The sequence below is a fragment of the Luteimonas sp. MJ250 genome (assembly GCF_039548455.1).
Lineage (GTDB): Bacteria > Pseudomonadota > Gammaproteobacteria > Xanthomonadales > Xanthomonadaceae > Luteimonas.
This window is the reverse complement of sequence record NZ_JBCLVB010000006.1, coordinates 68465-82115: the sequence shown is the minus strand read 5'-3', so window position 1 is coordinate 82115 and position 13651 is coordinate 68465. Positions and strand designations below refer to the sequence as shown.

General features: G+C 69.7%; 15 protein-coding genes. 9 read left to right on the top strand and 6 right to left on the bottom strand.

Annotated elements, in window-relative coordinates; all coding sequences use genetic code 11:
- The 4 genes from WCE37_RS02985 to WCE37_RS02970 form a co-directional block, all read right to left on the bottom strand.
- Positions 1-1217: DUF3857 domain-containing transglutaminase family protein (locus WCE37_RS02985; protein WP_343278070.1), on the bottom strand; the 1217-nt coding region annotated here is incomplete at its 3' end.
- On the bottom strand, positions 1211-1771 hold the full coding sequence (locus WCE37_RS02980) for a GNAT family N-acetyltransferase (protein WP_343278069.1): 561 nt from the start codon (positions 1769-1771) through the stop codon (positions 1211-1213). The genes WCE37_RS02985 and WCE37_RS02980, both read right to left, overlap by 7 nt.
- A gap of 64 nt (positions 1772-1835) precedes the next feature.
- On the bottom strand, positions 1836-3005 hold the full coding sequence (locus WCE37_RS02975; protein ID WP_343255393.1) for an acyl-CoA dehydrogenase family protein: 1170 nt from the start codon (positions 3003-3005) through the stop codon (positions 1836-1838).
- A gap of 225 nt (positions 3006-3230) precedes the next feature.
- On the bottom strand, positions 3231-4049 hold the full coding sequence (locus WCE37_RS02970) for a glycine zipper 2TM domain-containing protein (RefSeq protein WP_343278068.1): 819 nt from the start codon (positions 4047-4049) through the stop codon (positions 3231-3233).
- A gap of 192 nt (positions 4050-4241) precedes the next feature.
- On the opposite strand from WCE37_RS02970, the gene WCE37_RS02965 reads away from it, so the two are divergent.
- Positions 4242-4475 (top strand): DUF6116 family protein, encoded by a 234-nt coding sequence (locus tag WCE37_RS02965; RefSeq protein ID WP_343278067.1) that lies wholly within the window; start codon positions 4242-4244, stop codon positions 4473-4475.
- A 5-nt stretch (positions 4476-4480) separates the two neighbouring features.
- A complete protein-coding gene (locus WCE37_RS02960; RefSeq protein ID WP_343278066.1) occupies positions 4481-5254 on the top strand; it encodes a TatD family hydrolase in 774 nt (257 codons plus the stop codon).
- Positions 5255-5329: 75 nt separating this feature from the next.
- Here the strand turns inward: WCE37_RS02960 and WCE37_RS02955 are convergent, their stop codons facing one another.
- Positions 5330-6172 (bottom strand): tRNA threonylcarbamoyladenosine dehydratase, encoded by an 843-nt coding sequence (locus WCE37_RS02955; protein WP_343278065.1) that lies wholly within the window; start codon positions 6170-6172, stop codon positions 5330-5332.
- A 65-nt stretch (positions 6173-6237) separates the two neighbouring features.
- Between WCE37_RS02955 and WCE37_RS02950 the strand changes: the two genes are divergently transcribed.
- The 5 genes from WCE37_RS02950 (at position 6238) to WCE37_RS02930 (ending at position 10512) form a co-directional block, all read left to right on the top strand.
- The gene (locus WCE37_RS02950; protein ID WP_343278064.1) at positions 6238-6726 is read left to right on the top strand and encodes a hypothetical protein; all 489 of its coding nucleotides are present in this window, start codon (positions 6238-6240) and stop codon (positions 6724-6726) included.
- A gap of 171 nt (positions 6727-6897) precedes the next feature.
- Positions 6898-7374: a peptidoglycan-associated outer membrane lipoprotein precursor gene (locus WCE37_RS02945; RefSeq protein WP_343255387.1), complete on the top strand. Its 477-nt coding sequence runs from the start codon at positions 6898-6900 to the stop codon at positions 7372-7374.
- Positions 7375-7444: 70 nt separating this feature from the next.
- A complete protein-coding gene (locus WCE37_RS02940) occupies positions 7445-7930 on the top strand; it encodes a DUF456 domain-containing protein (RefSeq protein WP_343255386.1) in 486 nt (161 codons plus the stop codon).
- A gap of 58 nt (positions 7931-7988) precedes the next feature.
- Positions 7989-9107, top strand: coding sequence for a phospholipase A (locus WCE37_RS02935; RefSeq protein ID WP_343255385.1), 1119 nt, complete (start codon positions 7989-7991; stop codon positions 9105-9107).
- Positions 9108-9246: 139 nt separating this feature from the next.
- A complete protein-coding gene (locus tag WCE37_RS02930) occupies positions 9247-10512 on the top strand; it encodes a phospholipase D-like domain-containing protein (protein ID WP_343278063.1) in 1266 nt (421 codons plus the stop codon).
- 256 nt (positions 10513-10768) lie between these two features.
- On the opposite strand, the gene WCE37_RS02925 is transcribed toward WCE37_RS02930, so the two are convergent.
- Complete coding sequence (locus WCE37_RS02925) at positions 10769-12295, bottom strand: fumarate hydratase (RefSeq protein ID WP_343278062.1); 1527 nt, start codon at positions 12293-12295, stop codon at positions 10769-10771.
- A 94-nt stretch (positions 12296-12389) separates the two neighbouring features.
- On the opposite strand from WCE37_RS02925, the gene WCE37_RS02920 reads away from it, so the two are divergent.
- Both WCE37_RS02920 and WCE37_RS02915 read left to right on the top strand, forming a co-directional pair.
- The gene (locus tag WCE37_RS02920; RefSeq protein ID WP_343278061.1) at positions 12390-12983 is read left to right on the top strand and encodes a sigma-70 family RNA polymerase sigma factor; all 594 of its coding nucleotides are present in this window, start codon (positions 12390-12392) and stop codon (positions 12981-12983) included.
- Positions 12980-13642, top strand: a complete 663-nt coding sequence (locus WCE37_RS02915; RefSeq protein ID WP_343278060.1) for a hypothetical protein — start codon at positions 12980-12982, stop codon at positions 13640-13642. Before WCE37_RS02920 ends, WCE37_RS02915 begins: the two co-directional genes overlap by 4 nt.
- Positions 13643-13651 lie beyond the last annotated feature (9 nt).

Here is a 13651-nt window from a genome sequence, read left to right as displayed (position 1 = left end):
GGCGCACGCTCGTGGCTTCGCGGGGCTTCGATCCAGATGTCGCTGGCGTCGGTGCGCGCGCGCACCACGACATGGTCGAAGGCCAGCGGGCTGGGCAGGCGCTGGGCGACCGCGCTGCGCGCATGGGTGTTGACCAGCACGGGTTCGGCTTCGATCCCGGCTTCGGCCAGCAGCGACACCAGCAGCGAGGACTTGTCCTTGCAGTCGCCGAAGCGGCGTTCGAGCGTGGTTTCGGGCGGGCTGGGGGCGTGGGAATGGCTGCCCATGTCGATCGCGGTGTAGCGCACCTCGCCCTGCACGAAGGCGATCGCGCGCTCCATCGAGCCCACCGGATCGGCCGCGTCCAGCTGCAGCTTCGCGACCAGCTCCGCCGCCAGCGCGCGGTCCATCAGCCGCGCGGGGTACAGAGGCTTCGCCCAGGCGGCGACCGCGGGCCAGTCCTCCAGGGTGGACACGCGCAGGCGCCCAAAGCCGTCGTGCCACTGCGGCGTGTCGTCGTCCTCCACGATGCGCGGCAGGTCGAAGGCCCGGAATTCCAGGCTGCGGTAGCCCTCGCCACCGCCCTGCGCGACGATGTATCCGGGCCCGTCGACGCGGTGCCGCAGGGTGACATCGGGCCGGTGCAGGAAAAGCACGCGGCGCTCGGCCAGGGCGATGCCGTAGCCGGCCGCGTAGGTGTCGTGGTATTCGCTGCCGAAGATAGGGTTGGCGCCGGTGACGCTGAAGCGGTAGTCGATGCGGTCGCCCACGCGTACGTCCGGCACCGTGACCTGGACCGTCAGGCGGCCGTCGAGGATCCCGGACTCCATGTCCGACTCGCGGCGCAGCACCTGGATGTCGGCGCGCTGCCGGCGGTCGATGCGCCCGCCGTCGCGCAGCAGCTCGACCGCGTGGATCTCCACGCGCTGGTACAGTGGCTGGAAGTCGATCGACAGGCGCGCCGCGTCGGCAAGCGCACGCTCGCTGATGACGCGCTCCACCAGGCGCCTGTGCCAGACCGGCTTGGCGCCCAGCAGGTTGACCTGGTCATCGACCAGCAGGAAGCGGACATCGTCGGCGACCGCGGCGGTGCCGGCGTCACCGCGAACCGGCTGCAGCTCGATCCAAGCCGGGTCCGGCGCGATGGCGGGCTGCGTGGTGCCCTGCGCTGGCCCAGCGAACAGCGCGACGGCCAACGCGACCAGGCAGGCCACCAGGGTCCCGCGATGAATCAACACGACGCCTGCTGCTCCCGCCGGCGTGCCTGCCACTCGTCGCGCGTCTGGCCCCAGATCTCGACCGGCGCGTCCTCGTAGGGTGCAGGCAGCCGCCCGGGACCCTTCAGCGCCGAGCCGAGGCGCTGGGCCACCTGCTGCGACGCCAGGTTCTCCGGCGCGATGCAGTGGATGAAATCATCCCAGCCGAGGTTGGCCAGCGCCCAGTCGACCGCGGCGGTCGCGGCTTCGGTGGCGTAGCCCCTGCCCCAGGCATCGGGATGGAAGGAATAGCCGATCTCGGTGCCCGGCCAGCCCTCGGGCTTCCACGGCCCGGCCTGTCCAAGCCAGAGGCCGCTGTTCCTGTCGAGGATCGAGAACATGCCGAAGCCCTGCAGGACCCACGCACCCGGCTGCTGCAGGAACCTGCGCCAGGCCGCGGCACGCGGGGCATGGCCGCCGATGTGGCGCGCGGCCTGCTCGTCGCCGATCAGCTCGGCGAAGCGGTCGAAGTCTTCGATCCGCGGCACGCGCAGCACGAGGCGTTCGGTTTCGAGTCGGATATCGGCCTGGGACATGGCGGATCTACCTGTGGCGCTTGGACCGATGTGGCGCCGTGGATGCGGCGCCCCGGATGGCGAATCAGCCGCCGAAGGCGTTGATGCCCGTCAGTTCGCGGCCCACCACCAGCTGGTGCACGGTTTCCGTGCCTTCATAGGTGATCACCGATTCCAGGTTCAGCGCATGCCGGATCGGGCAGTGCTCGGTGGTGATGCCGGCGCCGCCCAGCAGGTCGCGCGCCTCGCGGGCGATGTCGATCGCCATGCGGCAGTTGTTCCACTTCGCCACGCTCACCTGCGTCGGCTGCATCTTGCCGGCGTCCTTGAGGCGGCCGAGCTGCAGGCTCAGCAGCTGCGCGGACGTGATGCGCCGGGCCCAGTCGGCCATCTTCAGCTGCGCGCTCTGCGTCGCCGCCACCGGACGGCCGAACAGGATGCGTTCCTTGCTGTAGTTGAGCGCCTCGTCCAGGCAGGCGATGGCCGCGCCGATCGGGCCCCAGGTGATGCCGTAGCGGGCCTGGGTCAGGCAGCCCAGGGGGCCCTTGAGGCCCTTCACGTTCGGCAGCCGGTTGGCTTCGGGCACGCGCACGCCGTCGAAGAACAGCCCGCTGGTGACCGAGGCGCGCAGGCTCATCTTGTGCTTGACCACCTGGGCCGTGAAGCCGGCGAAATCCTTCTCGACCACGAAGCCCTGGATGCCGTCATCGGTCTGCGCCCAGACGATCGCGATGTCGGCCATGTTGCCGTTGGTGATCCACATCTTGGAGCCGTTGAGGATCCAGTCGGCACCGTCGCGCTTGGCGTGGGTCTTCATGTTGGCGGGATCGGAGCCGCCGTGCGCCTCGGTCAGGCCGAAGCAGCCGATCACCTTGCCGGCGGCCATGTCGGGCAGCCAGCGCATCTTCTGCTCTTCGGTGCCGTAGGCGAAGATCGGGTACATGCACAGCGAGGACTGCACGCTGGCGAAGCTGCGGATGCCGGAATCGCCGCGCTCCAGCTCCTGGCAGATCAGGCCGTAGCTGACGTAGTTGAGGTCCGAGCCGCCGTATTCGGCCGGAAGCGTGGCTCCCAGCAGGCCGAGGCCCGCGATCTCCGGGATCAGCTCCTTCGGGAAGCGGCCTTCGTCGAAGCACTCGCCGATGATCGGCAGCACGCGCTCGTCGGTGAAACGGGCCACGGTGTCCTGCACCGCGCGCTCCTCTTCGCTGAGCAACGAGCGGACGTCGTAGAGGTCATACGGATTCAGGGCCATGCAAGCGCAACCGTCAGCGGGAAACCCCGCATTGTAGCGGCGCCCGGACACCCTTTGGGCCCATGATCGCCGCTCCACCCCTGTGGGAGCGGCTATGGCCGCGATCGCGCCGCGGCAAGGCCATTCGCGGCCATGGCCCCTCCGACAGAGGGCCGTGAGCCAGAAACAGGATGGCCGCGACCCGGGAGGGGGCGCGGCCATCGTCGCATCAGCGGTGCGGGCGGATCAGCCGCGGTCGTTGCCGCCGTCCAGCGCGGCCACCTGGGTCACCACCTGGCCGTCGATCACCGGCAGGCGGTCGCCGGGGCGCTCGTCCATGCGGATGTTTCGCTCCTTGCCGTCATAGCTGTAGGTGACGTCATAGCCGACGGTCACGTCCGTATCGCCCAGGGCGATGCGGTTGCCGGGCTTGCTGTCGGTGCGCATGGTGCCGGTGGTGCCATCCGGGTTGCGGTAGGTCACCGTGTAGGCGACCACGCGCGAGGACTGCGAGCTGTCCTGCACCGTGCGGCACTGGCGGTCGATCCGCTCGACGACCTGGCCGCCGACGTGGCGGCGGTCGACCTCGCGGCCGGCGAAGCCGCCGCCCACCGCGCCGGCGACCGTGGCCAGCTTGCGGCCGTTGCCGCCGCCGACCTGGTTGCCGACCAGGCCACCAATGACCGCGCCGGCCACGGTGCCGCCGACGTTGCCGTCGCGCTCGGGCATGCGCTCCTGCACCACCACGTCGTTGCAGACCTCGCGCGGGCTGCTGCTGGTGGTGGTTTCACGGATGGCCTCGGAGCCGATCACCGTGGCGTACTGCGCCTCCCGCTCGGTCACCGGCTCGATGGCGAGCACGCGGGCATATTCGAGGCGGCCGTCGGCCGGGATCGCAGCGTCGTCGCCGAAGCCCGAGACGCCTTCGCCCCCGGAATCGACCAGGCCCGGGGCCGGTGCGATATCGGCGCGCGGGGTGTCGTCCTGGTTGCCCTGGAACGCGGCGACGGCGACGCCGCCGACCAGCAGCGAGGCAAGTGCAATGGCAAGCGTGTTGTTTTTCATATCGGGCTCCTCGGGGGCGAAAGCGCCGGTTGTCGGGGGTATGGCCATGGAATGGATCTGGCGTAACGGGATTCCAACATTCGCCGCCTGAACGTGTGCGGAGCCGGCGGCGCGGGACTGCACGCGGCGTGAACCTGTTCCCACTCCGCTGCGTGCTAGCGTGCCGTTCACGTGTCTACCGAGGCCGATGACGTGCCCAATCCCTTCCTTGTCGCCCCGCTGCTGCGCTGGCTCGGGCGCCTGAGCTACCCCAGGTTGTTCATGGTGGCCGCGGCCCTGTTCGTGCTCAACCTGTTCGTGCCCGACCCCCTGCCCTTCATCGATGAACTGCTGATGGGCATGGGCGTGCTGTTGATCTCGCGCCGCAAGCGCAAGGGCGGGCCATCGCAGGGCCGGGTGATCGACGGCGAAGCCCGCCGCGGCTGAGCGCGATGCTGGTCGATTCGCACTGCCACCTGGATGCCGGCGAGTTCGATCGCGACCGCGGCGATGTGCTCGCCCGGGCGCGGGCCGCCGGCGTGACCACGCAGGTGCTGCCGGCCACGCACGCCGACGAATGGCCGGCCCTGCGCGAGGCCGCGGCGGCGGACCCCGGCCTCCAAGCCGCCTATGGCCTGCACCCGACCTTCCTCGAACATCACCGCCAAGCCCATCTGCCGCTGCTGCGCGAGTGGATCAAGCGCGAGCGCCCGGTGGCGGTGGGCGAATGCGGTCTGGACTTCTACATCGAAGGCCTGGACGCCGAGGCCCAATCAGCATTCTTCGAGGCCCAGCTGCGCATCGCGCGCGACGCCGACCTGCCGCTGATCGTCCACGCCCGGCGCGCGGTGGACCAGGTGACCGCCGCGATCCGCCGCATCGGCGGCCTCCGCGGCGTGGTGCACAGCTTTTCCGGGAGCCGACAGCAGGCGGAGAAGCTGTGGGAACTGGGCTTCATGCTCGGCCTGGGCGGGCCGGTGACCTATGAGCGCGCCAACCGCCTGCGCACACTGGCCGCGACCATGCCGCTGGAGCACCTGCTGCTGGAGACCGACGCGCCCGACCAGCCGGATTCCTCCATCCGCGGCCAGCGCAACGAACCGGCGCGGCTGACGGTGGTGTGCGAGACGATCGCGCGGCTGCGCGGCGTGCCGGCGGCAGAGGTGGCGGCTGCGACTGCGGCGAACGCGCGGCGCTTGTTCGGGCTGGGAGCCGGAGACCGCTGAGCGGAGGATGTTGTCCGGCACTGGTGGCCCCCGAATCGCGGCCATGGCCGCTCCCACAGGGGCCCTGCTGGACGATCACCCGGGACTGGTACTGGCCATGCCCGCCCCGGCCGGCGCTGATTCCCGCACAGGTCCGCGCGCAAGCAGGATCTCCAGCGCCTTGCCGGCGGCCGCGAACGCGAACGCGCCGGTGATGTGGGTCGCGGCACCCAGCCCGCCGCCGCAGTCGAGCTTGAAGCCGTCCTCGCCGCCAAGCTGTGGCCGCAGCCCGCAGACGCTGCCATCGGCCTGCGGATAGCGCACGTTCTCGAGCGAATACACCGCCGGCACGCTGAAGTACCGCTTCGGCCCCTTGGGGAAACTGAACTCGGCGCGCAGTTTCTTGCGCACCAGGGCCAGCATCGCGTCGTGCTCGGTCTTCGACAGGTCGCGCACGCGGACCAGCGTCGGATCCACGCGCCCGCCGGCGGAGCCCACGGCCACCAGCGGCAGCTTGCGGCGCCGGCACCAGGCGATCATTTCGACCTTGCTGCGGAAGCTGTCGCAGGCGTCGACCACGAGGTCGTAGCCGCGGTCCAGCAGCTGGTCGAGGTTCGAGGGCGTCAGGAAGCTGGGTACCGCGTGGACCACCATCGCAGGATTGATGGCGCGGCAGCGCTCGGCCATGGCCTCGACCTTGGCGCGGCCGTACTGGCCATCGAGCGCCGGCAGCTGGCGGTTGGTGTTGGACAGGCAGAGGTCGTCGGCATCGATCAGGGTGAGCGTGCCGACCGCGCTGCGCGCCAGCGCCTCGGCCACCCACGAGCCCACGCCGCCCAGCCCCACCACGGCCACGTGGCAGGCGGCGAAGCGTTCCATCGCGCCACGCCCGTAAAGGCGGTCGATGCCGGCGAAGCGGTCGGTCCAGGTCGTGTCCATGGCGGCATTTTAGCGACCCCGCCGCATACAATCCCCTTTTCGCCACGCCCACCTGGAGCCAGCACATGTCGACGCCGAAGCCGCAAGCCACGCCGAGCAACCCGTCCGCGCCGCGCCCGCCGCGCAAGGCACCGTCGGCCGCGAGCCGCTATCTGTTCGTGTTCCTGCTGGGACTGGTGATCGGCGTGGTGGTGGTGGTGATGCTGATGCGCACGTTGGAGGCGCGCAAGGGCTGGCAGGACCACTATCCGCACGCGGCGATGCAGCTGATGTCGGCGCACAGCGCCCAGCTGCGCCAGAAGCTCGAGGCCAACCGCTGCGCCGCCACCGACGTGCTGCCGCACCTGCAGGCCATGCGCACCCTGGGCAATGACCTCGACCCGGCCTTCCCCGACCTGCGCGAAAACACCCGCTTTGCCGCCCACACCGGCAGCTTCCGGGCCACGCTGGACAAGGCGCTCGCCTCGCCGCCGCTGAACTGTGCCGGCCTGAAAGCCACGCTCGAGGACGTCGGCGGCGACTGCAAGTCCTGCCACACCGATTTCCGCGGCTGAGCGCGACGCGCGGGCAGGCGCCGCCATCGCCGGCGCATGCCCGCGCATGAACGACTGCTGCACGATCCCGGTCGAAATGCGCCGTTGTGGTCGCGATTGATTGGCTGTTCACATCCGGCCACCTACCGTCTGCACCAAGGCATCCCTTCCCGTGCCGTGCAGGAGACCGCAATGAAGATCCGCCTGATCAGCGCCAGCGCGATGATTGCCGCAGCCACCCTGGTGGGCTGCGCAAGTACCAGCCCCGGATACTCGAGCGGCGGCTATGGCAGCGGCTACGGCAACACCTCCAGGGTGTGCGACACCTGCGGCGTGGTCACCCGGATCGACCATCGCGCGCGCGCATCCAACACCCCAAACGCCACCGGTGCGGTCCTCGGCGGCATCGTCGGCGCGGTAGCCGCCCGCGAGATCGCAGAGCGCAATACCGACAGCGATGGCCGTGCCAATACCGCGACCGTGGCCGGCGCAGTGGGTGGCGCCGTCGCCGGCAATGCCATCCAGAACCGGGTGCAGGGACAGTCGGTCTACGACGTCCACGTGCGCCTGGACAACGGCCGCATGACGGTGGTGACGCAGAACGACCTCGGCGGCATCCGCGAGGGCTCCTACGTGAGCGTTGCCAACGGCCGCGCCAGCGTCCGCTGACCCGACTCCAGACTCTCTCTTTTTTTACGGCCCGCACTGCGGGCCGTCTTTTTTGCGGCAGACTGACGCGATGGACCTCCAGAACCTCTACTACGCCATCGCCGCCGTGCTGGTCCTGGTCGGTATCGCCGGCACCATCCTCCCCGCCATCCCCGGCCTGCCGCTGGTCTTCGCCGGCATGGTGCTGGGCGCCTGGGCGGGCCACTTCGAACATATCGGCATCCCGACGCTGGTGGTGCTCGGACTGCTGACGGTCTTTTCCCTTGCGGTCGACTTCTGGGCTACCGCGCTGGGCGCGCGCCGCGTGGGCGCCAGCGGCAAGGCAGTCGCGGGCGCGGTGATCGGCACCTTCGTCGGCATCTTCTTCGGCCCGATCGGCCTGTTCGCGGGCCCGTTCGTCGGTGCGCTGGCAGGCGAGCTGCTGCATGGCCGCGGCGTGGCCCAGGCCACGCGCGTGGGCGTCGGCACCTGGCTCGGCATCGTTTTCGGCACTGTGCTCAAGCTGGCGCTGGCGTTCACGATGATCGGGCTGTTCGTGCTGGCGTGGATGTTCTGATCCGCCGCCAGAGCGCGCGCTAGACTGCGCCCCACCCTGATCGTGAAGCCCCGACGCCATGGAACGACGCCCGACGGCGCTGCTGCCCCTGCTCTGCATCTTCCCGTTTACCGTCGCCGCGCAGGTCGCGGACCCCGCGCCGGTGCCCGGCCTCCAGGCCTGCGTGGCGCTGGAAATCGCCGCCGAACGCCTGGCCTGCTACGACCAGGTCGCCGAGCGCAAGCTGCCGGGACCGGAGCAGGCCGATGCCGCAGCCGCGCAGGCACGCAGTGAAGTCCGCGAGGCCGGGCGCAGCCGCGAGCGCGACACCAGCAGCGACCTGTTTCCCCACGACGACGACCCGCGCCGCGCGCTGGCCAACGCCGGCCGCGGCTCCCTGCTCGACAGCCGCTGGGAGCTGGCACGCGACTCCAAGCTCGGCACCTTCAACATGCGCGCCTACAAGCCGGTGTACCTGCTGCCCGCGTTCTGGAGCAGCAGCCCGAACAAGTCCCCGACCTCCTCGGCCGACGGCCAGGAACTGCAGGTGGACAGCGTCGACAGCATCGAGACGAAGTTCCAGATCAGCTTCAAGACCAAGGCCGTCGAGAACCTGTTCGGCGACAACGGCGACATCTGGATGGGCTATACCCAGAGCTCGCGCTGGCAGGTCTACAACAGCGACGCTTCCCGCCCCTTCCGCGAGACCAACTACGAGCCGGAAGTGCTGCTGGTGTTCCGCAACAACTACAGCATCGGCGGCTGGAAGGGGCGCATGGCCGCGGTCGGAATCAACCACCAGTCCAACGGCCGTAGCGACCCGTTCTCGCGCAGCTGGAACCGGATCATGTTCAACGTCGGCCTGGACCGCGAGGACTGGGCGATCACCTTCCGCCCCTGGATCCGCATCTCCGACGGCAGCGACGACGACAACCCCGGCATGGAGGACTACATGGGCCGCGGCGACGTCACCCTGGTGCACACCCGCGGCGACCAGACCTTCGCGCTGATGGCCCGGCACTCGCTGCGCGGCGGCGATCGTTCGAACGGCGCCCTGCAGCTCGACTGGGGCTTCCCGATCAGCAGCCACCTGCACGGACATCTGCAGCTGTTCAGCGGCTACGGCGAGAGCATGCTCGACTACGACCACAAGGCGACCTACGTCGGCTTCGGGATCTCCGTGCTGGACTGGTTCTGAGCACGCCGGTTCGGGTCGTTCCGGGCCGCGACGGCAAGCGAGCTTCACGTTTCGCTGAATGCGCCGACCGCACAGTGGCGCGACCGGCGCGTGCACGCCGAGGAACCCGATGAGCCTCAAGAACTGGAGTCGAAAGCACATGGCCTGGACCCTTGTCCTGACGGTCGCCATCACGGTGTTGGCCGTGGTGCTGGCGATGAACTTCGCCACGCCGGAAAAAAAGATCGAACGCAAGATCGCGCACCGGCATGCGATCACCGATCCGCAGTTCCGGCGCGAGATGTCGGTGCTGCTCGGGCCGGCGATCCTGCCCGGCAACCAGGTGACGGATTACGAAAACGGCGACGAGATCTTCCCGGCGATGCTGGAGGCGATCGCCTCGGCGCAGGAAACCATCACCTTCGAAACCTATATCTACTGGTCCGGCGACATCGGCCAGCGCTTTGCTGACGCCCTGGCCGAGCGCGCGCGCGCGGGCGTGGCGGTGCACCTGCTGGTGGACTGGGTCGGCAGCATCAAGATGGATGACGAGATGCTTCAGCAGATGAAGGACGACGGCGTGGAGGTGGAGCGCTACCGCCCGCTGCACTGGTACAACCTGGGGCGCATGAACAACCGCACCCACCGCAAGCTGCTGGTGATCGACGGCCGGGTGGGCTTCACCGGCGGCGTGGGCATCGCCGACCAGTGGACCGGGCATGCGCAGGACCCGGACCATTGGCGCGAAGCGCACTTCCGCATCGACGGCCCGGCGGTGGCGCAGATGCAGTCGGCGTTCAACGACAACTGGATCAAGACCACCGGCACCCTGCTCAACGGACCGGCCTATTTCCCGGAGCTGAAGCCGGCCGGCGACATGGCGGCCCACCTGTTCATCGCGTCCCCGGCCGGTGGCAGCGAGAGCATGCACCTGATGTACCTGAGCGCGATCGCCGCGTCCGACCATACGATCGACCTCACCGCGTCCTATTTCGTGCCCGATGAACTGATCAACAAGGCGCTGATCGCGGCCCGCAAACGCGGCGTCCGCGTGCGCGTGCTGCTGCCGGGCGAGCACATCGATTCCGACGCTGTGCGCCTGTCGTCCAAGGCAGGCTGGGGCGAGTTGCTGGAGGCGGGCATCGAAATCCACGAATACCAGCCGACGATGCTGCACGTGAAGCTGCTGATCGTGGACGGCGAACTGGTGTCGCTGGGTTCGACCAACTTCGACATCCGCTCGTTCCGGCTCAATGACGAGGCAAGCCTGAACGTCTACGACCGGGAGTTCGCGGCGCGGATGACGGAAGTATTCGAGAAGGACATGAAGGACGCGAAGCAATATTCGTACGACATGTGGCAGCAGCGGCCCTTGCGCGAGAAGTTCGCCGAGAAGATCATCCGGCCGATCCGGTCGCAGCTTTAAGGCTTGCTGTGGTCGTGGCGGGCTTGGGGCGGCAAGAGCGCGGGTGCGTGCGTTGACCATCTTGACCGGTAGACCGGACGGCAGCGTCCGATCGCCGCTATAGCGGCTCCCACAAGGGCGATGCCTCGTCACCGAGAAGGAATGAGCTGCCTTGTGGGAGCTGCCTCGTGGGAGCAGCTATAGCTGCGATCCGGGCTTGCCTCGGCAATCGGTGCGGAGGGTGGGCGGGGGGTTACCCCACCCACCCTCCGCTGCCTCAAGCTGTTTCGACCACCGTCAGCGGAATCTTCCCGATCCGCGACTGCCACTCGCGCGGACCCGTCTCGTGCACCGACTCGCCGGTGGAGTCCACCGCCACGGTCACCGGCATGTCCTGCACCGTGAACTCATAGATCGCCTCCATGCCGAGATCCTCGAAGGCCAGCACGCGGGCCGCCTTGATCGCCTTGGAGACCAGGTAGGCCGACCCACCGACCGCCATCAGGTAGGCGGACCTGTGCCTGCGGATCGCCTCGATCGCGGCCGGGCCGCGCTCGGCCTTGCCGACCATGCCCAGCAGGCCGGTTTCCGACAGGATCTGCCCGGTGAACTTGTCCATCCGCGTGGCCGTGGTCGGGCCCGCGGGGCCGACGACTTCGCCGGCGACCGGATCCACCGGACCGACGTAATAGATGAAGCGGCCGGCGAGGTCCACCGGGAGCTTTTCGCCGCGGTCGAGCATCGCGACCATGCGCTTGTGCGCCGCGTCGCGGCCGGTCAGCAGCCTGCCGTTGAGCAGCAGCGTCTCGCCCGGTTTCCACGAGGCGACGTCTTCCGGGGTGACAGTGTCGAGATCGACCCGGCGGCCCTTGGAGGCGTCATAGGTGATCTGCGGCCAGTCCTCCAGCGACGGCGGATCCAGCATCACTGGGCCGCTGCCGTCGAGGGTGAAGTGCGCGTGCCGCGTGGCCGCGCAGTTCGGGATCATCGCCACCGGCAGGTTGGCGGCGTGGGTCGGATAGTCCTTGATCTTGACGTCGAGCACCGTGGTCAGGCCTCCCAGGCCCTGGGCGCCGATGCCGAGCGCGTTGACGCCGTCGAAGATCTCCAGCCGCATCTCCTCCAGCCGGTTGGACGCGCCGCGAGCCTTGAGGTCGACGATGTCGATCGGCTCCATCAGCGCTTCCTTGGCCAGCAGCATGGCCTTCTCCGCGGTGCCGCCGATGCCGATGCCGAGCATGCCCGGCGGGCACCAGCCGGCGCCCATGGTCGGCACCATCTTCAGCACCCAGTCGACGACGGAGTCCGACGGGTTGAGCATCGCGAACTTCGCCTTCGCCTCCGAGCCGCCACCCTTGGCGGCGACGATCACGTCGACCTTGCCGCCCGGGACCACCTTGAAATTGACGATCGCAGGCGTGTTGTCGCCGGTGTTGCGGCGGGCGCCGGCTGGATCGGCCAGCACGCTGGCGCGCAGTTTGTTCTCGGGCAGGCGATAGGCGCGGCGCACGCCCTCGTTGGCCATGTCCTCGACGCCCATGGTGGCGTCGGGCCAGCGCACGTCCATGCCGATCTCGAGGAACACGGTGACGATGCCGGTGTCCTGGCAGATCGGGCGGTGCCCTTCGGCGCACATGCGCGAGTTGATCAGGATCTGCGCCATGGCGTCCTTGGCCGCCGGCGATTCCTCGCGCTCGTACGCTGCGGCCAGGTTCCGGATGTAGTCCACCGGATGGTAATAGCTGATGTACTGCAGGGCGTCGGCGACGCTCTGGATGAAGTCTTCCTGGCGGATCTCGGTCACGGCGGGCTCTTGGACTGCGGGCTCAGGCGCCCATTTTACGCCGCCGGGGCGGCGCGGCTTAAACCCTTTGCCGCGACGCTGCATCCGACTGGGTATGCTCGACGCCGCCATGACCGACAGCCCGCAAACCCCGGCCGCCTTCGATGCCGGGGACAGCGACCACGCGCTGGCGCTGGCGGCGGCCGGCGGTGACGTAGCCGCGTTTGAAGCGCTGTATCGCCGCCATGCGGCGCGCGTCCACGGCGTGGTGCTGCGCCTGGCCGGTTGGCAACGCGCCCGCGCCGAGGACCTGGTGCAGGAGGCCTTCCTCCGCGCCTGGCAGGCGCTGCCGCAGTGGCGCGGCGAGGCCGCCTTCGGCACCTGGCTGCACCGGCTGGCGGTGAACACCGCGCTGATGGATCTGCGCGCACGCCGCGCGCGTCCGGCGCTCGACGGTGACGACGACGGGGTGCTCGACGCCCTGCCCTCGCCCGGTGCGGCCGGGCATGGCCCCGCCATGGCAATGGACCTCGCCCGCGCCGTCGCCACGCTGCCGCCGCGCGCGCGCGCGGTGCTGGTCCTGCACGACATCGAAGGCTGGACCCACGGCGAGATCGGCACCGCGCTGGACATGGCGACCGGCAGCTCCAAGGCCCAGCTGCACCGTGCGCGCGGGCTGCTGCGCGCCCGACTCGGAGACATGACATGAGTACGAACACGCACCCCGGCGGCCACGGCGGGACCGGTCCCGCGCTGCCCCCCGACCTGGCCGCGCGCCTGCGCGGGCTGCGCGAAGACGCCGTGCCGGAGCGCGACCTGTGGCCCGCGATTTCCGCCCGGCTGGAGCCTCGGAGCACGACCGGCGACGCCCGTCGCATCGGCACCGCAGGGAGCAGCGCCGCCGCAACCGCCGCCACGCCGGCGAAATGCACGCCGATGGCACCGCTCCCACCCGCGCCGCGTCGCGACCCGCGTCGCCATCTGCGCCGGCGCAATGCGGCCTATGCCACCGCCGCCGCAGTGGTGCTGGCGGTGGCGGCCGGCTGGCAGCTGCTGCCGGTGCGGGTTGCAGTCGACCCGTCGGCCAGCAACCCCGCCGATGTGGTCGCCACCGGAGCCGCAGCCGCTGCCGCGTCCCCGCTGCTGCAGGCCGCCGACGCACTGGCCCGCGAGTACCAGGGCGCCCTGCGCGAGGTGGAAGCCACGGGCACCGCCAGCGCAGTCCCTTCCGGCCTGGACGCCGAGCTCGATCGCAGCGCCGCTGAAGTGCGCGCCGCGCTGGCCCGTGATCCCGACGCGCTGCACCTGTTCCACCGCTTGCAGCACATCTACGCCCACCGCCTGGCGCTCAGCCTGCGCCAGGCCTGACCCGAGGAG